The organism is Serratia sp. AKBS12 (assembly GCF_024793895.1).
Lineage (GTDB): Bacteria > Pseudomonadota > Gammaproteobacteria > Enterobacterales > Enterobacteriaceae > Serratia_F.
This window is the reverse complement of record NZ_JANUSB010000009.1, coordinates 57,755-76,478: the sequence shown is the minus strand read 5'-3', so window position 1 is coordinate 76,478 and position 18,724 is coordinate 57,755. Positions and strand designations below refer to the sequence as shown.

General features: G+C 56.6%; 18 protein-coding genes. 6 read left to right on the top strand and 12 right to left on the bottom strand.

Annotated features, from left to right (window positions below; genetic code table 11):
- Positions 1 to 4: 4 nt before the first annotated feature.
- The 3 genes from NYE85_RS06710 to NYE85_RS06700 all read right to left on the bottom strand — a co-directional run bounded on the left by NYE85_RS06710 (position 5) and on the right by NYE85_RS06700 (position 2,117).
- The gene (locus tag NYE85_RS06710) at positions 5 to 673 is read right to left on the bottom strand and encodes a glutathione S-transferase family protein (protein ID WP_259003900.1); all 669 of its coding nucleotides are present in this window, start codon (positions 671 to 673) and stop codon (positions 5 to 7) included.
- The gene (locus NYE85_RS06705) at positions 670 to 1,113 is read right to left on the bottom strand and encodes a lipocalin-like domain-containing protein (RefSeq protein WP_259003899.1); all 444 of its coding nucleotides are present in this window, start codon (positions 1,111 to 1,113) and stop codon (positions 670 to 672) included. Before NYE85_RS06705 ends, NYE85_RS06710 begins: the two co-directional genes overlap by 4 nt.
- Positions 1,114 to 1,193: 80 nt before the next feature.
- The gene (locus tag NYE85_RS06700; RefSeq protein ID WP_259003898.1) at positions 1,194 to 2,117 is read right to left on the bottom strand and encodes a LysR family transcriptional regulator; all 924 of its coding nucleotides are present in this window, start codon (positions 2,115 to 2,117) and stop codon (positions 1,194 to 1,196) included.
- 129 nt (positions 2,118 to 2,246) lie between these two features.
- Here NYE85_RS06700 and NYE85_RS06695 point away from each other — a divergent pair, with 129 nt between their 5' ends.
- Complete coding sequence (locus NYE85_RS06695) at positions 2,247 to 2,996, top strand: 3-oxoacyl-ACP reductase family protein (protein ID WP_259003897.1); 750 nt, start codon at positions 2,247 to 2,249, stop codon at positions 2,994 to 2,996.
- Positions 2,997 to 3,171: 175 nt separating this feature from the next.
- A complete protein-coding gene (locus tag NYE85_RS06690) occupies positions 3,172 to 4,227 on the top strand; it encodes a glycoside hydrolase family 26 protein (RefSeq protein WP_259003896.1) in 1,056 nt (351 codons plus the stop codon).
- A 61-nt stretch (positions 4,228 to 4,288) separates the two neighbouring features.
- Here the strand turns inward: NYE85_RS06690 and hemB are convergent, their stop codons facing one another.
- Both hemB and ssb1 read right to left on the bottom strand, forming a co-directional pair.
- On the bottom strand, positions 4,289 to 5,269 hold the full coding sequence (hemB, locus tag NYE85_RS06685; protein ID WP_259003895.1) for a porphobilinogen synthase: 981 nt from the start codon (positions 5,267 to 5,269) through the stop codon (positions 4,289 to 4,291).
- 710 nt (positions 5,270 to 5,979) lie between these two features.
- A complete protein-coding gene (ssb1, locus tag NYE85_RS06680; protein ID WP_259003894.1) occupies positions 5,980 to 6,519 on the bottom strand; it encodes a single-stranded DNA-binding protein SSB1 in 540 nt (179 codons plus the stop codon).
- 276 nt (positions 6,520 to 6,795) lie between these two features.
- On the opposite strand from ssb1, the gene uvrA reads away from it, so the two are divergent.
- On the top strand, positions 6,796 to 9,627 hold the full coding sequence (gene uvrA / locus NYE85_RS06675; protein WP_259003893.1) for an excinuclease ABC subunit UvrA: 2,832 nt from the start codon (positions 6,796 to 6,798) through the stop codon (positions 9,625 to 9,627).
- A 38-nt stretch (positions 9,628 to 9,665) separates the two neighbouring features.
- Here the strand turns inward: uvrA and maa are convergent, their stop codons facing one another.
- The 5 genes from maa to NYE85_RS06650 form a co-directional block, all read right to left on the bottom strand.
- Positions 9,666 to 10,223 (bottom strand): maltose O-acetyltransferase, encoded by a 558-nt coding sequence (gene maa, locus NYE85_RS06670; RefSeq protein ID WP_309600855.1) that lies wholly within the window; start codon positions 10,221 to 10,223, stop codon positions 9,666 to 9,668.
- Positions 10,224 to 10,379: 156 nt separating this feature from the next.
- Entirely contained in the window at positions 10,380 to 10,733 is a 354-nt protein-coding gene (locus NYE85_RS06665; RefSeq protein ID WP_259003892.1) for an MmcQ/YjbR family DNA-binding protein, read from the bottom strand.
- A 4-nt stretch (positions 10,734 to 10,737) separates the two neighbouring features.
- The gene (locus NYE85_RS06660) at positions 10,738 to 11,154 is read right to left on the bottom strand and encodes a secondary thiamine-phosphate synthase enzyme YjbQ (protein WP_259003891.1); all 417 of its coding nucleotides are present in this window, start codon (positions 11,152 to 11,154) and stop codon (positions 10,738 to 10,740) included.
- 128 nt (positions 11,155 to 11,282) lie between these two features.
- On the bottom strand, positions 11,283 to 12,476 hold the full coding sequence (locus NYE85_RS06655; RefSeq protein ID WP_259003889.1) for an amino acid aminotransferase: 1,194 nt from the start codon (positions 12,474 to 12,476) through the stop codon (positions 11,283 to 11,285).
- Between the two features lie 121 nt (positions 12,477 to 12,597).
- The gene (locus NYE85_RS06650) at positions 12,598 to 13,065 is read right to left on the bottom strand and encodes an Lrp/AsnC family transcriptional regulator (protein WP_004958001.1); all 468 of its coding nucleotides are present in this window, start codon (positions 13,063 to 13,065) and stop codon (positions 12,598 to 12,600) included.
- Positions 13,066 to 13,193: 128 nt separating this feature from the next.
- On the opposite strand from NYE85_RS06650, the gene nudI reads away from it, so the two are divergent.
- The gene (gene nudI, locus NYE85_RS06645; protein ID WP_259003887.1) at positions 13,194 to 13,619 is read left to right on the top strand and encodes a nucleoside triphosphatase NudI; all 426 of its coding nucleotides are present in this window, start codon (positions 13,194 to 13,196) and stop codon (positions 13,617 to 13,619) included.
- A 277-nt stretch (positions 13,620 to 13,896) separates the two neighbouring features.
- Complete coding sequence (locus NYE85_RS06640; RefSeq protein ID WP_259003886.1) at positions 13,897 to 14,664, top strand: transporter substrate-binding domain-containing protein; 768 nt, start codon at positions 13,897 to 13,899, stop codon at positions 14,662 to 14,664.
- 50 nt (positions 14,665 to 14,714) lie between these two features.
- Here the strand turns inward: NYE85_RS06640 and alr are convergent, their stop codons facing one another.
- Positions 14,715 to 15,794 carry an alanine racemase gene (alr, locus tag NYE85_RS06635; RefSeq protein WP_259003885.1) on the bottom strand — a complete coding sequence of 360 codons (1,080 nt, stop codon included), beginning with the start codon at positions 15,792 to 15,794 and terminating at the stop codon, positions 14,715 to 14,717.
- Positions 15,795 to 15,934: 140 nt separating this feature from the next.
- Complete coding sequence (gene dnaB, locus NYE85_RS06630) at positions 15,935 to 17,350, bottom strand: replicative DNA helicase (RefSeq protein ID WP_004957993.1); 1,416 nt, start codon at positions 17,348 to 17,350, stop codon at positions 15,935 to 15,937.
- 111 nt (positions 17,351 to 17,461) lie between these two features.
- Between dnaB and NYE85_RS06625 the strand changes: the two genes are divergently transcribed.
- Positions 17,462 to 18,451 carry a quinone oxidoreductase gene (locus NYE85_RS06625; protein ID WP_259003884.1) on the top strand — a complete coding sequence of 330 codons (990 nt, stop codon included), beginning with the start codon at positions 17,462 to 17,464 and terminating at the stop codon, positions 18,449 to 18,451.
- Positions 18,452 to 18,724: the final 273 nt, after the last annotated feature.

Here is an 18,724-nt window from a genome sequence, read left to right as displayed (position 1 = left end):
GTTATCAACTCGGCAGGTCATAGGGCCCGCCCTGCTCCAATGCCCGTTGATAAGCCGGGCGCGCCTGTATGCGCCGCAGAAAGTCACGCAGCTTGGGGTAATTATCCAACCGGTAACGCGCGGCCAAAGCTTCCAGCGGGAAACTCATCTGAATATCCGCCGCGCTGAAATCATTGCCGACAAACCAGGCGTTGGCCGCCAAATGCCGTTCCAGATAATCACGATGCGTTGCAATCTGTTTATCCAGATACTCACGCTGAACCCCCTTGCCAATCGCAGCGGCGACCGGCCGCACCAGCCACGGCATGGGCGGATGATCGAGCCGACCAAACACCAGCTTCATCACCAGCAGCGGCATCAACGAACCTTCTGCATAATGCAGCCAGTAACGATACTGCTGGCGCGCATGATAATCGGTTGGCATGAACTGCCCCTGAGCGTCGTAGGCCTCTTGCAGGTATTCAATAATCGCGCCGGATTCCGCCAGCGTCAGGTCACCATCCACAATCACCGGCGACTTGCCCAGCGGATGGATATTTTTGAGTTCAGCAGGCGCCAGCAAGGTGGCGCTATCACGTTGATAACGTTGTACCTGGTAGGGCACCTCCAGCTCTTCCAACAGCCAGAGAATACGCTGAGAGCGGGAATTATTCAGATGGTGAACAATGATCATGAAGCATCCCCGATCCGTTGCCATATCAGCTCACCGATTTGCACGCCGTTGCCGATTTGTAGCGGCACGGTACGCAGCGTCAGTTTGTCGCCGCTAAAGGTATAAAAACGCACTTGCCGGCTGCCGATCCAGTTGGGGAACGAGCAACCTTCAACCTGATGGATCACCCGCTGATCCGGCTCGTCAATCTGATAACGGCCGTAATAGCAGATCATGTTGATAAATGCCGTGCGCAGTTCACTGTCCGTGCCCTGCGCCGGATCGTTCGAGGCAAACTTCGGCCGCACGGCGCTGTACAACTGTGCCGCCATGGTGCCGTTGGCTTCGTAGTTAATCCGCCCCAGAACCCGTTCGCCAAGCGGATGATTCACCACGCCGTCTTCGTTCTTGAACACCGAGGACACCAGTGACCAACTGCCAATAAATGCATTTGTCGTCATCGTCTTTACTCCCCACTCCACCTAGTTTAAAGGTAGTGGCGAATCCCTGCCCCTGCCAGCGTAGCTACCGGCAGGTGCCATTATTTTCTGCGCGCATCAAATCGTGTCGCCAGCTTCTGTGCACGAAACTGCTCGATGATGTAATCGACAAACACCCGGGTTTTGGTCGGCAGAAATTTGAGACTGGGAAAATAGAGGTTTACGCTGCCACGATCGATATACCATTCCGGCAACACCCTGAGCAGACGGCCGCTTTCCAGGTAGGGCAAGGCGTTCGGCATGGCAATCAGCGCAATCCCCATGCCCATTTCCGCCGCTTGCGCCGCCGCCGCAGGCTCGTTCACCGTCATGGCTATCTGCATGGCGGGCGGGCGCTGTTCGTTGTCTGCGTTGCGCAACGGCAGGTTTCTGATGCGCCCGGTTTGCGGGGAGCGAATAAAGATGCCCGCATGCTCAACCAACTGCTCCGGTTGAAGCAGCGCTGACCGCTGCCGCAGATAGTCGGCAGAAGCGACCAGCACGCCATGAGCCGGGGCCAGTTCGCGAGCGATCATTCCCTGTGCCAGTTCGAAGCCGCCGCCCAGCGCGGCGTCAAACTGCTCGCCGATGATATCCACCTGACGGTTGTCAAAATGCCAGTCGGGCACGATGGCCGGATACCTGGCGAGGAACTCCGGTAGCATCGGCAGTATGAAATGCAGGCCAAAGGCCGTTCCCATGCTGACCTTCAGCGTACCGGCCACTACGCCCCCACTGCTGCTCAATCCCTTCAACGCGCATTGAATCGACTGCAAACCGCCTTTGACCTCCTGCAGAAAACGCTCCCCTTCTTCGGTGAGGATCAATTTGCGCGTATTGCGCTGGAACAGTCGCACGCCAACCAGCGCTTCGAGTTTGGTGATATTTTTCCCCACCGCGGCCGGGCTGATGCCTAATTTACGACCGGCGGCAGAAAAACTGCCCAGTTCGGCGCTGCTGACAAAACATTCAAGATGCCCCAACATGCGTTTTCCTTCGAACGTGATTTCAAACCAATGGTTTAAACTGATTGTAGCTCTTTATGGCTAGTGCCCCCCGCTGATTTCTCTGATACTGACAGGGTCATCATCATCCTTGCCAATTGGAGATACATCATGTCAGCAATGCTTTCACTATCAGGTAAAGTCGCTTTTGTTCAAGGTGGTTCTCGCGGCATCGGCGCGGCAGTGGCCAAACGCCTGGCGCGCGAAGGCGCTACCGTGGCGTTAACCTATGTCGCATCAGCCGACAAGGCCGATACCATCGTCAGCGAGATTACCGCCGCAGGCGGCAAGGCTCTGGCCATTCAGGCCGACAGCGCCGATGCTGCCGCTCTGCAACAGGCGATTCGTCAGGCGGTAAATCACTTTGGCAAACTGGATATTCTGGTGAACAACGCCGGCGTCCTGGCACTTGGCAGCACCGAAGAACTGCCGCTGGAGGATCTGGATCGTACGCTGGCGGTTAACGTCCGCAGCGTCTTTATTGCCAGCCAGGAAGCGGCACGCCACATGAATGACCACGGCCGCATCATCAACATTGGCAGTACCAACGCCGAACGCATGCCGTTTGCTGGCGGTGCGGTGTATGCCATGAGCAAGTCTGCGCTGGTCGGTTTGACCAAGGGCATGGCGCGCGATCTTGGCCCACGCGGCATTACCGTCAACAACGTGCAGCCAGGCCCTGTGGATACCGACATGAATCCCGACAGCGGCGAATTCGCCGAACAGTTGAAAGCCATGATGGCTATCGGCCGTTACGGCAAAGATAACGAAATTGCCAGTTTTGTCGCCTATCTGGCAGGGCCGGAAGCCGGGTACATCACCGGCGCTAGTCTGAGCATTGACGGCGGTTTTTCCGCCTGATTCCCACAGCAAAAAGCCCTGCGGGGCTTTTTGCTGTTTCAACGAGGCAGCTTTTTTTGTGCCATGATTTCCACAACCGGCCTTTCTTTCTTCGTTTTTATTCACTGTTAAATTCTGCTTGCCGCGATGCTCCATGCCGGCAATAAATCGACAATGACTAAACGAGGAAATCAATATGGCGAATATCACAAACATTGCTATCACCACAGCAAATTCGTCGGCAGATAATACCGCGCAGCAAATTTATCAATGGCTCACCGAACTGCCAACCCGCAGCGGGAAAAAGCTTATTTCCGGCGCGTTCGGCGGCTACAGCAATATTGGCGGCGAAGATGCGTTTTCTCTCCAGCAGGGCAATGACATTCATACCCTGACCGGCAAGTTTCCGGCAATCTATGCCGCCGATTATGCTCGTGGCTGGGATATTTGCCCCCCAGGTGATGAAGCCAGTCTGATTGATTTTAGCTGCAATGGCACGCTCATCGACCATTGGAAGAAAGGCGGTCTGGTGGCCATCAGCCACCACCTGCCAAACCCGGTGTTCGCCGGCAATAACCCAGGCACCGGTGAAGGTGCGTTGAAACACCCAATCAGCAATGACCAATTTTCACAAATCCTGCTCGCGGGCAGCCCTGCGCGCCAACGCTGGCTGGCGATGCTGGACAAGGTCGCGCAGGGGTTGCAGCAGTTAAATGCGTTGGGTATCACCGTACTTTACCGCCCGCTGCATGAGATGAACGGTGAATGGTTCTGGTGGGGCGCCTCGGGTCAGAACAGTAATGACCGGGTGCGTATTGGATTATATCAGCGGCTTTATCGGGATATGTTCAGCTATTTTACCAACCATAAAGGCCTGAACAATCTCCTGTGGATCTTTTCGCCAGACGCCAACCGCGATTATAAAACGGATTATTATCCGGGCGATGACTGCGTGGATATTACCGGTTTGGACATGTACTCCGACACCCCGGAACATATTGCAGGTTATCAGGAAATGCTCAGCTTGAATAAGCCGTTTTCATTTGCTGAAGTGGGCCCGGCCACTACCAACGGCCAGTTTGACTATGGCAAACTGATCGCAACCATTTTACAGCTCTATCCAAAAGCCACGCTGTTTATTCCCTGGAACAACCTGTGGAGTCCATTAAAAAATATCAATGCCAGCGCCGCTTATAATAACCAACATGTTATTAACCTGGGCGAGGTGTGGAACGGCAGCCAACTGAGCTAAAAAAACCACCGGTTAAAAACCGGTGGTTTTCTGTGGTGCAAATATCGTGTCTTGCCGTCGATTAATAATCGACGCCGTTTTCGGCAATATCCATCGCAAAGTACGAAAGGATAATATCTGCACCGGCGCGCTTGATGGCACCCAGCGTTTCACGGACCACTTTACGTTCGTCAATCGCGCCGGCCTGTGCGGCGAACTTGATCATCGCGTATTCACCGCTGACCTGATAGGCCGCCAGCGGCAGACGCGATGCGGCACGAATGTCGCTGATCACGTCCAGATAAGCGCCGGCCGGTTTCACCATCAACGCATCCGCGCCTTCCTGTTCGTCCATCAGCGACTCGCGGATCGCTTCGCGACGGTTCATCGGGTTCATCTGATAATTTTTGCGGTTGCCCTGCAATACGCTGCCGCCTGCTTCACGGAACGGCCCATACAGCGATGAAGCAAACTTGGTTGAATATGCCATGATCGAGGTGTCGATAAAACCGGCCTCATCCAGCGCGCTGCGGATCGCCTGAACCTGGCCGTCCATCGCCGCCGACGGCGCGATAAAATCTGCACCCGCAGCGGCAGCAATAACCGCCTGCCGGCCAAGATTGATCAGCGTAGCATCGTTATCAACGCCGTGTTCGTGCAATACGCCACAATGTCCATGCGAGGTATATTCACAGAAGCAGGTATCCGACATGACGATCATTTCTGGCACGGTGTCTTTACAGATACGCGCCATACGCGCCACCAGCCCGTCTTCCTTCCAGGTATCACTGCCGGTGGCATCCATATGGTGAGAAATGCCGAACGTCATCACCGAACGAATGCCAGCTTTGGCATAGCGCTCGATCTCATAGGCCAGCTTGGATTCCGGGATGCGCAACACGCCAGGCATGGTTTCGATGACGGCGTAATCATCAACCTCTTCTTCGACGAAGATCGGCAGTACCAGATCGTTAACGCTGAATTCGGTTTCCTGAAATAACGTGCGCAGCGACTCGGATTTTCTGAGACGACGCGGGCGAACCTGCGGGAAGTGACTTGACATGGGAACTCCTAAAAATTGGCCCGTCTGCTGAATCTGGGCGATAAGAACATCAGCGGAGCGTTGGCTCGGCGATGCGCTATTATGGCATGAGCCATAGTGACGGGCGCTACATCTAACGTGCGCATAGCTTATCATGATGTAATGTTTTTGATACCACGGCCGCGCAGGCCAGCAGTGCCAACCGCATCGTGCCGATGAGCAAGACGCGTATCTCTCTGCTACGCCATGTTTTACCGCCCGTTCGATCTCAACCGACTCGCCGCACGGCCGTTAATGCAACCACATGATTTTTCATGGTGTTAATGCTAATTAAGCGCAGCTCCGTTCTCAAGGCTATAGCCTTATCGATACCGGCAGCTATAACGCGACACGCACCCTGCTTCCGTTCACCAGCCTACGGAAAGTTGAAGAGCTGCATACCGTTGCAGGAGACGGATGGGTACTGATAAAGGTAGCGGCTGCCAGCGAATCTCCGGGAAAGCTGCTGATGGAAATTCGGCAGGTTGAAGGGGCCGCCTGGTGCGCAGTCATATTGCACTTTCGACGGTTGTTGAATGCGCCCCTCACCGGACTACGACAGGCGGGAGCGTTACTGTTCACGCTAATCGCTACCCGCAAGCGCCGTACGTCGGCCTGACAGTTACCGCGAAAAAAAGCCCCGAATGACGGGGCTTGTCGCGTAGGTTCTGACTAAAAACGCAATGGCGTTTTTAGAACGGGATGTCGTCGTCGAAGTCAATTGGCGGTTCGTTGCTGCTGGCAGCCGGCGCGCTGCTGTTCTGCGCCGGGCGAGACTGCTGACCACCGCTGAACTGGTTGCCGCCCTGCGGCTGCTGAGGCTGACCCCAGTTGCCCTGACCGCCCGAAGCCTGACCGCCGCCTGCCGGAGCGCCGCCGCCTTGGCGGCCGCCCAGCATCTGCATGGTGCCACCCACGTTCACCACTACTTCAGTGGTGTATTTTTCTACACCGGCCTGATCGGTCCATTTGCGCGTCTGCAAGGCACCTTCGATATACACCTGGGAACCTTTACGCAGGTATTCGCCCGCCACTTCCGCCAGCTTGCCAAACAGCACCACACGGTGCCATTCGGTTTTTTCTTTCTGCTCGCCGGTCGCCTTGTCGCGCCAGCTTTCGGAGGTAGCCAGGGTAATGTTGGCAACGGCGCCACCATTCGGCATGTAACGGACTTCCGGGTCTTGGCCCAGATTCCCGACCAGAATTACTTTGTTTACGCCTCTGCTGGCCATGAGCTCTCTCCTGATGAATGATTTTTACACAGTATAAACGAGTAAGTTTAACACGCTAAGGCTGAAACCACACCCGCGTTGATAACTGCATAGTGTATTCCAAAATTGTCACGGCGATCGACCCTGTTGCATTCATATACTGGATATTCATTCAGGTTTTTTTGTGTCATAATTATGCGTTTCGACCTGGCCATGCCGTTTTTTTGCGCAATTGATCACAAAAGCGCCGCAAAAAGTTCAGACGGACACGGTGTATCATCTAGACGGGAAGTGTAAATGGACAATATCGAAGTTCGTGGTGCTCGAACCCATAATCTCAAAAACATCAACCTGATTATCCCGCGCGACAAACTGATCGTTGTCACCGGTTTATCCGGTTCAGGCAAGTCCTCTCTGGCTTTTGATACGCTGTATGCCGAAGGGCAGCGACGCTACGTCGAATCGCTTTCCGCCTACGCCCGTCAGTTCCTGTCGCTGATGGAAAAACCGGACGTCGACCATATCGAAGGGCTATCGCCGGCGATTTCCATCGAGCAGAAGTCGACCTCGCACAACCCGCGATCAACCGTCGGTACCATTACCGAAATTCATGACTATCTGCGTCTGCTGTTCGCCCGCGTCGGCGAGCCGCGCTGTCCGGATCACCATGTGCCGCTGGCGGCGCAAACCGTCAGTCAAATGGTGGATAACGTGCTTAGCCAGCCAGAAGGCCAACGCCTGATGCTGCTGGCGCCGGTGATCAAGGATCGCAAAGGCGAGCACACCAAAACGCTGGAAAACCTGGCGTCGCAGGGATATATCCGCGCACGCATCGACGGCGAAGTGTGCGATCTTTCCGATCCACCGAAACTCGAACTGCAAAAGAAACACACCATTGAAGTGGTGGTCGATCGCTTCAAGGTACGAGAAGATCTGGCCCAACGCCTGGCCGAATCGTTCGAAACCGCGCTGGAGCTGTCCGGCGGCACCGCAGTCGTGGCCGATATGGACGATCAGAAAGCCGATGAGCTGCTGTTCTCGGCCAACTTCGCCTGCCCGATCTGCGGCTATAGCATGCGTGAACTGGAACCCCGGCTGTTTTCCTTCAATAACCCGGCCGGCGCCTGTCCGACCTGCGACGGTCTGGGCGTGCAGCAGTTCTTCGACCCCGATCGGGTGGTGCAGAACCCGGAACTGTCGCTGGCTGGCGGCGCGATCCGCGGCTGGGATCGCCGCAACTTCTACTATTTCCAGATGCTGCGTTCGCTGGCGGAGCATTACCAGTTCGACGTGGAAGCACCGTTCAATACCCTGAGCGCCGAGGTGCAAAAAGCGGTGCTTGGCGGTTCAGGTAAAGAATCGATCGAATTCAAGTATATCAACGACCGAGGCGACACTACCGTGCGCCGGCATCCGTTCGAAGGGGTGCTACATAATATGGAACGCCGCTACAAGGAAACCGAGTCCAGCGCGGTGCGTGAAGAGCTGGCGAAGTTCATTAGCAATCGTCCGTGCGCCTCGTGCAACGGCACTCGCCTGCGTGAAGAAGCTCGTAACGTGTTCGTCGAAGACACCACGCTGCCGGAGATCTCCGAGCTGAGCATTGGTCATGCGATGGATTTCTTCCAGAACATGAAGCTGAGCGGCCAACGCGCCAAAATTGCCGAAAAGGTGCTGAAGGAAATCGGCGATCGCCTGAAATTCCTGGTCAACGTCGGCTTGAATTACCTCTCCCTGTCACGCTCGGCCGAAACCCTGTCCGGTGGCGAAGCCCAGCGCATTCGTCTGGCCAGCCAGATTGGCGCCGGGCTGGTAGGCGTGATGTACGTGCTGGACGAACCGTCGATCGGTTTGCACCAGCGCGATAACGAACGGCTGCTGGAAACGCTGATCCACCTGCGCAATCTTGGCAACACGGTGATCGTGGTCGAGCATGACGAAGACGCGATCCGCGCCGCCGATCATGTGATCGACATCGGCCCTGGCGCCGGCGTACACGGCGGTCAGGTGGTGGCGGAAGGTACCGTCGACGACATCATGGCGCAGCCGGACTCGCTCACCGGCCAGTTCCTCAGCGGCAAACGCGAAATTGCCATCCCGCAACAGCGCGTGCCGGCCGATCCGGCCAAGGTGCTGAAGCTGAGCGGCGCGCGTGGCAACAACCTGAAAGACGTGACGCTGACGCTGCCGGTGGGGCTGTTCACCTGTATTACCGGCGTGTCCGGTTCGGGTAAGTCGACGCTTATCAACGACACGCTGTTCCCGATCGCCCAACGCCAGTTGAACGGCGCGACCATTGCCGAACCGGCGCCTTACCGAGAAGTCAGCGGTCTGGAGCATTTCGACAAGGTGATCGACATCGATCAAAGCCCGATCGGCCGTACCCCGCGCTCCAACCCTGCGACCTACACCGGTATTTTTACCCCGGTGCGCGAGCTGTTCGCCGGCGTACCGGAATCACGCAGTCGCGGTTATAACCCTGGCCGCTTCAGCTTTAACGTCAAGGGCGGGCGCTGTGAGGCCTGTCAGGGCGACGGCGTGATCAAGGTGGAAATGCACTTCCTGCCGGATATCTACGTGCCGTGCGATCAGTGCAAAGGCAAACGCTATAACCGCGAAACGCTGGAGATCAAATACAAGGGCAGAAGCATCCACGAAGTGCTGGAAATGACCATCGAAGAAGCGCGTGACTTCTTCGACGCGGTGCCGGCGCTGGCGCGCAAGCTGCAAACCCTGATGGACGTCGGCCTGTCTTACATTCGTCTCGGCCAGTCGGCCACCACGCTGTCCGGCGGTGAAGCACAGCGCGTCAAGCTGGCACGTGAACTGTCGAAACGCGGTACCGGCCAGACGCTGTATATTCTCGATGAACCAACCACCGGGCTGCACTTCGCCGATATCCAGCAGCTGCTGGCGGTACTGCACCAATTGCGCGATCAGGGCAACACCATCGTGGTGATTGAGCACAACCTCGACGTGATAAAAACCGCAGACTGGATTGTCGACCTGGGGCCGGAAGGCGGCAGCGGCGGCGGCGAGATCCTGGTATCCGGCACGCCAGACACCGTGGCCAAATGCAAGGCATCGCACACCGCACGCTTCTTGCAGCCGTTGCTGGCCAAGAAATAGTCACTCCGGGCACCCTATGCGGTGCCCGCATTTTTCCGCTACAGCATTTTCAGGATACGCGCCGGGTTGCCACCCACCACCGCATTGTCCGGCACGTCTTTGGTCACCACCGCACCGGATGCCACCACCACGTTATCGCCCAGCGTTACGCCGGGATTGATCACCGCCCGCCCGCCGATCCACACGTTGTGGCCAATGGACACCGGCTTGCCGAATTCGTCGCCGCCAACCCGGGTTGCCGCGTCCAGCGGATGCGTTGCGGTATAGATGTGTACCCCCGGCGCCAGCAGACAGTTATCACCGATGCGCACTTCGCACACGTCGAGTATGACGCAGTCGAAATTGGCGTAAAAATTCTTGCCCAGATAGATATTGTAACCATAGTCACAGCGAAAACTGGGTTCGATGGTACCGCCCTGGTATTGACCCAGCAGCGTCGACAGCCACTGCTTGCGCAGCGCACCTTCGTCAGGTGACGAATGGTTATAATGGTGGATCAACTGGCGCGCACGTTTACGCTCACTGCGTAGCAGTTCGTCCCCGGCGTCATACAACTCGCCGGCGATCATCTTGCGTTTCTCTTCACTCATGGCCATGGGCTGCATCCTTTTTGGCAAGCACGTATCGGGTAGAAAGCCTAGCGATTGCCGCCACGCCATAAAAAGGGAACGTTCCCATCTTGCGACGGCGATCACAACATTCAAGCGTGAGTTATCTAGTGAGAGGCAGAACGCGAACGCCTGCCGTAACAGTCAGGCACGCAGTTCCTGTCGAACCTGGTCGGGCAGCCCCTCCAGCACCAACTGGTAAGAACCGTCGATCAGCGTGTAGAACTGGGAATCCGGCAGCTCGCCGTCAAGGAACACCGCATTCCAATGCGCTTTGTTCAAATGCTCGCAGGGAACAATTTCAGGGTGTTTTTCACGCAGACTTTCGGCCTGCTCGGGGCTGGACTTGACCGCCAGCGCCGGGCGGCCATCGAGATCCAGCACCATGGCGAACATCACCTCACCCACTTTGACCTGACTGGCCTGCCACTGATTCTGATCGCTCTGTTCCGCGCCCGGCTTGGCCATGCAATATTGCAATAATGCCGACTGATTCATTGAGTTACTCCCCCTGTAAGGTGGCCACAATACGGCGTGAACCGCCGTGAATGCGGTGCTCTCCCAGCCAAATTCCCTGCCATGTGCCCAACACCAGCCGCCCGTGGCTGACCGGAAGCGACAACGACACGCCCAGCAACGAGGATTTGATGTGCGCCGGCATATCGTCCGGCCCTTCATAGTCATGCTGATAAGGCGCACTTTCCGGTACCTGCCGCAGAAAATGCTGCTCCATATCGGATCGCACCGTGGGATCGCAATTCTCGTTAAGCGTCAGCGAGGCAGAGGTATGCTGCAACAGCAGGTGCAGCAGGCCAGTTTGCAGACGGTGCAAATCGGTTAGCTGATCGGTAATTTCTTCAGTGACCAGGTGGAAACCACGCGCTTTTGCGCTGAGGATAAGCGTTTGCTGATGCCACATACGTGAGCGCCCCTCATTGAGTATATTCTTTATCCGGTTGGCAGCAACTCAAGCGGCAAACCGGCAACAAAAAGGGGCGATAACCGCATCGCCCCTGATACCTGAACGTGGTTTTACCCTAACAGCAATTACTGCACCGCCGCAAATGCCTCGGCGACCTGCTGTACATTGCGGTGGTTCAAACCGGCTACGCACATACGGCCGCTGTGAATCAGGTATACGCCAAACTCCTCGCGCAGCCGATCAACCTGCGCCGCGCTGAAGCCGGTGTAGCTGAACATGCCGCGCTGCTTGAGCAGGTAGTCGAAATTACGTTGCGGCAACGCGCTTTTCAGCGCAGCCACCAGCGTATGGCGCATCTCGAGGATGCGGGTGCGCATGGTTTCTACCTCGTCCAACCATTGTTGCTTCAGTTGCGCATCGTTCAGCACTTTGGCCACCACCTGCGCCCCGAAGTTCGGCGGGCTGGAGTAGTTGCGGCGTACCGTTGCTTTCAACTGCCCCAATACCCGCTCGGCCGCTTCGCTGCTTTCGCACACCACGGAAAGCCCGCCCACCCGTTCACCGTACAACGAGAAAATTTTCGAGAATGAATTGCTGACCAGACACGGCAGACCGGCGGCGGCAATCGCACGAATGGCGTAAGCGTCCTGCTCCATACCGTCGCCAAAGCCCTGATAGGCAATATCGAGGAACGGGATCAACTCACGTTCGGCCAGCACCTTCACCACCTCGTCCCACTGTGCGTTGCCCAGATCGGAACCGGTCGGGTTATGGCAGCAGGGATGCAGCAGCACGATACTCCTGGCCGGCAACCGTTGCAGCGTCGTCAGCATGGCGTCGAACTTCACGCCCAGGCTATCGCCGTCAAAGTACGGATAGGTATTTACCTTGAAGCCGGCGCCGCTAAAGATGGCGACGTGGTTTTCCCAGGTCGGATCGCTGACCCAGACCTGGGAATCAGGGAAGTAGTAGTGCAGGAAGTCGGCGCCAACCTTCAAGGCGCCAGAGCCACCAACGGTTTGTACCGTAGCGATGCGCTGCTGTTGCAGCATTGGGTGCTCGGCACCGAACAGCAACTGCTGGATGGCATGACGATAAGGTTGCAGCCCTTCCATCGGCAGGTAGACCGAGGCGCTCTGCTCAAGGCTGTTCAACTGCGCCTCTGCGGCGCTAACCGCCCGCAGCTGTGGAATAATGCCCTGCTCGTTGTAATAAAGGCCGATGCTCAGGTTGACCTTGTGCGCACGCGGATCTTTTTTGAATTTTTCCATCAGCGACAGGATCGGGTCACCGGCATAGGCATCAACATTCTGGAACACAGGTGTTCTCCTTGATTTTGTTATTTGGGGTACGGCAAGCCTATCTACTATAGACGCATTCAACGGGGAAATGCCCGTCTCATACGCTCTGCTGCTCACCGTGTCAGTCTGGCAACTTTTCTTAACGTGCAACCGGCAGCAGACCGTTTTCCTTGATGCGGTTCAGCACCACGGCGGTTTTGATATGCGCCACGCTTTGGTGGCTCGACAGCGTCTGACTGATAAAGTCGCTAAGCGCCGGCAGATCCGCCACCGCGACTTTCAGCAGGTAATCCGCGTCACCGGTGGTTTTATAAGCGTCAATGATCGCGTCCACCTCCTCCAGCATCTGGTGGAAACTGTCGATATGCTGCTGGGCATGGGTCACCAGGCTGACTTCGATCAGCCCCACCAGCCCGAGGCCCACCGCCTCCGGCGCCAACCGCGCGTGGTAGCCACGGATCAGCTGAGCCTGTTCCAGGCTGATGCGCCGCCGTGAACACTGGGAGGCGGAAAGCCCTACCAGGTCGCTCAGCTCCTGGTTGGTCAAGCGGCCGTTGGCCTGTAACAGCGTCAGGATTTTCATATCAAAATCGTCAATGTTGTACATAGCCACCTGTAAACTGTGTTAAGAAATGTTGACGCTACAGACTATCAGCTTTTTAATCGTTGTTATGGTGATCTATACCGAAAGCACCGAAATTTGCGATTCACTGCAAATGATTTCTAGGAGATGAAATGCGCCAGAGAACAATCGTATGTCCTGTTATACAGAATGACGGTGAGTTTCTGCTGTGTAAAATGGCTGCCGATCGCGGGGTTTTCCCGGGGCAATGGGCGCTACCTGGTGGCGGAATAGAACCCGGCGAAACGATGGAGGGCGCGCTAAGGCGCGAGATCAGGGAGGAACTAGGCGAGGAACTGCTGATCGCTGAGGTTAAGCCGTGGGCGTTTCGTGATGATATTCGCACGAAAACCTATCCGGATGGCACTAGCGAAGAAATTTACATGATTTATCTTATCTTTGACTGTATCAGTGCCAATCGTACCATCACCTTCAACGAAGAGTTTCAGGAAATCATCTGGCTACCGCCGGCGGCTATAAAGAATCTCGACTTAAATGAGGCGACGCGGGTTACCTTTAGCCAGAAAGGGGTGATTTAACGCTGCTCCTGCGGGTATCGGCTACGCAACCGGCCTGCCGCTCAGGTTTCGCTGCCCCCAATCTGTCGCCGCTGCGCCAGGCGCAAAGCCCCTCGTGAGGGCTACATGTGGCTACTGCCGCTACAGTAACCGTCTTGACGCATCGATCCGGTGCCTACGCCAGCAAATTGATACATAAGCATTTATTTACGGCATAAAAAACGGGTAATTTAACCAGGCCAACGACAAAAAATTGCCATCCGGCGTATGCAAACCTCTATTGATACCAAGGGAAACGATGAAGAAATTACTGCCTCTTGCCCTGCTGATCGCTGCCGGCAGCGCCAGCGCCCAGTCCCACCTGGATAAGGTTACCCAACAGAAAAAACTCGAAGTGTGCACCACCGGCGACTACAAGCCGTACACCTTCCTGACGCAGGAAGGCAATTACCAGGGGATCGATATCGCCATGGCGCAGTCGCTGGCGAAAAGCCTGGGAGCAGAAGTAAAATGGGTGAAAACCAGTTGGAAAACCCTGATGCAGGATTTCAACGCCGGTAAATGCGACATCGCCATGGGCGGTATTTCCGTCACCCTGGAGCGGCAAAAACAGGCGTTCTTCGCTGACAGGCTGGATACCGACGGCAAGATCCCGCTGGTGCGCTGCACCGACGTAAAGAAATACCGCACTATCGCACAGATAAACAAACCGTCGGTACGCGTGATTGAACCGGCCGGTGGCACCAATGAAGCCTTTGTTCGCGCCCACCTGCCGAAGGTCAACCTGACCCTGTCGCATGACAATATGGCGATTTTCCAGCAGTTGGTCGATCGCAAGGCGGACGTGATGATTACCGACGCGTCAGAAGCGCTGTATCAGCAAAAACGTTATCCAAAGCTGTGCGCGGTGAACCCGAAAAAACCCATGCAGTACGGCGAAAAGGCCTACATGCTGCCGCGTGACGATCTGAGCTGGAAACTGTACGTCGACCAATGGCTGCATCTGGCGAAGGCCACCGGCGAATACCAGAAGATTATCGACAGCTGGCTGGCTGTGAAGAAGTGATCGACACTCCCCGGCCCGGTCATGAACTGCCGGGCCGGGGAACGGAGCCATCATTCGCCAATATATTCCATTGCCACCCGCTGGGTCAGTTTGGTTATCAGCTCGTAGGCGCTGATGCCGGTCACCTCGGCAATGCGTTCTACCGGCAGCGGCGCGCCCCATAGCACCACCTCATCCCCCACCCGGTCGCTGGCGTCCGGCCCGAGATCGACCGAAATCATGTCCATGGAAACCCGACCGACGATCGGCACCTCGCGCCCGTTAAGCCATATCGGCGTACCGGTTGGCGCACTGCGCGGATAGCCGTCGCCGTAGCCCATCGCCACCACCCCCAGCCGCGTATCCCGCGGGCTAATCCAGGTGGCGCCATAGCCCACCGCTTCACCCGCCTTATGTTCGCGCACCGCGATCAGGCAGGACTTCAATGTCATCGCCGGCTGCAGATCAAACTGCCCACCGTGGCGCTGTTCAATCGGTGAAACGCCATAGAGAATGATGCCCGGCCGCACCCACTCGTTGTGCGCATCCGGCCACAACAACGTACCGCCGGAAGCGGCAATCGAGCGCTGCCCTGGCTTGCCGCGGGCGAAGGCGCTAAAACAGGCGATTTGCTGCTGCGTCACGTCACTGTTCGGCTCGTCGGCACGGCTGAAGTGGCTCATGATATTCACCGGCTGTACCACGTTGCGACAGGCACACAGGCGCTGATAAAACGCCTCTGCCTGTTCAGGCCGCACCCCCAGACGGTGCATGCCGGTGTCGATCTTCATCCATACCGGCACCGGCCGCGCCAGTTCGGCCTGCTCCAGCGCCTCGAGCTGTTCAATGCTGTGTACTGCGGTTTCAATGTTATTGGCGACCAAAACCGGCAGATCCTCGGCGGCAAAGAAGCCTTCCAGCAGCAAAATCGGTTTGACGATACCGCCGGAACGCAGCATCAGCGCCTCGCCGATGCGCGCCACGCCGTAGCAGTCGGCATCTTGCAAGGTGTGAGCCGTTTCCAGCAGGCCATGCCCATAAGCGTTTGCTTTCACTACCGCGATCAGGCGGCTTTGCGGCGCCTGACGGCGTACCTGTTGCAGGTTGTGTCGCAGAGCGCGGCGGTCGATTACAGCGGTTGCCGCTTTCATTTCAATTCCTTAATAAGACCAATGCCAAGAAACGCGGTTGTTGCGTGGTGTGAACTCGGCAGTCCCCACCGGTTCTACAGTTAGGCTGAGCGACGCAGGCACGCTGACCGGGAATAACACCGCCAGTCGCTCAAATCGGGTTATTCGTCATCATATTGCGGGCCGGCGTAATTGTCGAAACGCGACCATTGGCCGTTGAAGGTCAAGCGTACCGTACCGATCGGGCCGTTACGCTGCTTGCCGAGAATGATTTCCGCCACGCCCTTCAAGTCGCTGTTCTCGTGATAGACCTCGTCACGATAGATAAACATGATCAAGTCGGCATCCTGCTCAATCGAGCCTGACTCACGCAGATCGGAGTTGACCGGGCGCTTGTCGGCGCGCTGTTCCAGCGAGCGGTTCAACTGCGATAGTGCCACTACCGGCACCTGCAGTTCTTTCGCCAATGCCTTCAGCGAGCGTGAAATTTCGGCAATTTCCAGCGTACGGTTATCCGATAGCGCAGGCACGCGCATCAATTGCAGATAGTCGATCATGATCAGGCTAAGGCCGTTATGCTCGCGGAAAATACGGCGTGCGCGCGAACGCACTTCGGTTGGCGTCAGACCCGAGGAGTCGTCGATGTACATGTTGCGCTTTTCCAGCAGAATGCCCATGGTGCTGGAAATACGTGCCCAATCCTCGTCATCGAGCTGACCGGTACGAATGCGGGTCTGGTCAACGCGCGACAGCGAGGCCAGCATACGCATCATGATCTGTTCGCCGGGCATTTCAAGGCTGAAGATCAACACCGGTTTTTCTTGCAGCATCGCGGCGTTTTCACACAGATTCATGGCAAAGGTGGTTTTACCCATCGACGGACGCGCCGCCACGATGATCAAATCCGACTTTTGCAGACCCGCGGTCTTTTTGTTCAAATCCTGATAGCCGGTGTCCACGCCGGTCACGCCATCATGCGGCGTTTGATACAGCGATTCGATGCGCGAAACGGTAGCTTCAAGGATCTGATCGATGCTTTTTGGCCCTTCGTCTTTATTGGCTCGGTTTTCGGCGATCTGGAAAACCCGTGATTCCGCCAGATCGAGCAGATCCTCGCTGCTGCGCCCTTGCGGATCGTAACCGGCGTCGGCTATCTCGTTCGCTACCGAGATCATTTCACGCACCACCGCGCGCTCACGCACGATATCGGCATAGGCGCTGATATTGGCGGCGCTAGGGGTATTTTTGGAAAGCTCGGCCAGATAGGCAAAACCGCCGACGGAGTCCAATTCACCCTTCTGCTCCAGAGATTCGGACAGGGTGATCAGATCGATCGGTTTGCTCATTTCCAGCAGGCGCTGCATCTCGGTAAAGATCAGGCGGTGCGGACGACTGAAGAAATCATTGGCGACCACGCGTTCCGCCACGTTGTCCCAGCGCTCGTTATCCAGCATTAAACCGCCCAACACGGACTGCTCCGCCTCCAGCGAATGCGGCGGCATTTTCAGCCCTTCCATCTGGCGATCGCGCGGTGCCTGAGCTTCGTTAGATTTGTTGGTGGGTTTCTTTCCTGCCATAGTGGGGATGCAATACCTGTTATGAAGTGACGACGCATCAGTATACATAATGATAAATACCAATGTCCTAAAATTAGGGCAAGCGCGGAACACCGTAAACGAGGAGGAGTCATGGCCAAACGCATTCAATTTTCCGCCACCGGCGGGCCAGAAGTGCTGCAATACGTTGATTTCACACCGCTCGATCCAGCCGCCGGCGAGGTGCAGATCGAAAACCGGGCCATTGGCATCAACTATATTGATACCTACGTACGCAGCGGGTTATACGCACCGGCCTCGCTGCCGAGCGGGCTGGGAACCGAAGCGGCGGGCGTGGTCACCAAGGTCGGCGCCGGCGTCGATGCGGTGAAACCGGGCGACCGCGTGGTGTATGCGCAAGCAGCGCTCGGTGCCTACAGCGAAGTGCATAACGTGCCGTTGGCAAAGGTGGCGCTGCTGCCGCCCAATCTCAGTTTCGAGCAGGGAGCGGCCTCCTTCCTCAAAGGGCTGACGGTACATTACCTGCTGCGTCAGACCTATGACGTACAGCCGGGGGAAATCTTTCTGTTCCACGCCGCGGCCGGCGGCGTAGGGCTGATCGCTTGCCAATGGGCCAAGGCGCTGGGAGCCCGGCTGATTGGCAGCGTCGGCTCCGACGAAAAGGCCGAACGAGCAAAACAGGCCGGCGCCTGGGCCACCATTAACTACCGCAAGGAAAACATCGCCGAACGCGTGGCAGAACTGACCGACGGTAAAAAAGTGGGCGTGGTGTATGATTCGGTCGGCAAGAATACCTGGCTGGATTCGCTTAACAGCCTGAAACGACGAGGCCTGATGGTCAGCTTCGGCAACGCCTCCGGCCCGGTAACCGGTATCGATCTGGCGGTACTTAACCAGAAAGGCTCGCTGTACGTCACGCGCCCTTCGCTCAACGGCTACATCACCAATCGCGAAGAATTGCAGTACGCCAGCAATGAGCTGTTTTCGCTGATTGGCAGCGGCGCGATCAAGGTTGAGGTGCATGATGAACAGATCTTTGCCCTGGGCGACGCGCAGCGCGCGCATCAGGTCCTCGAGAGCCGCAAGACCAGCGGCTCAAGCCTGCTGATCCCCGGCCGTTAGGCAACAGAAAAGGGCTCCGTAAGGAGCCCTTTCAGGTACTGCGTTTTGTAGGGGTAGAGCAGAGTCCGCCCGAGACAGTTGGTCGCTGATGCAACACTGTTATTTTATGACTGGCCTCGTGCGGTGATGAAACCTGGTAATCACTGCTTGGGCGGACATCCTAACAGCCCCTAAAAGCAAAAAAAATGCGAAACAGCCCCTAATTGCGATTAATGCTTCAAGCTGTGATCGCTGCCGCATTCAAACGCCAAGTCGTTACTCAATTTTCATGCC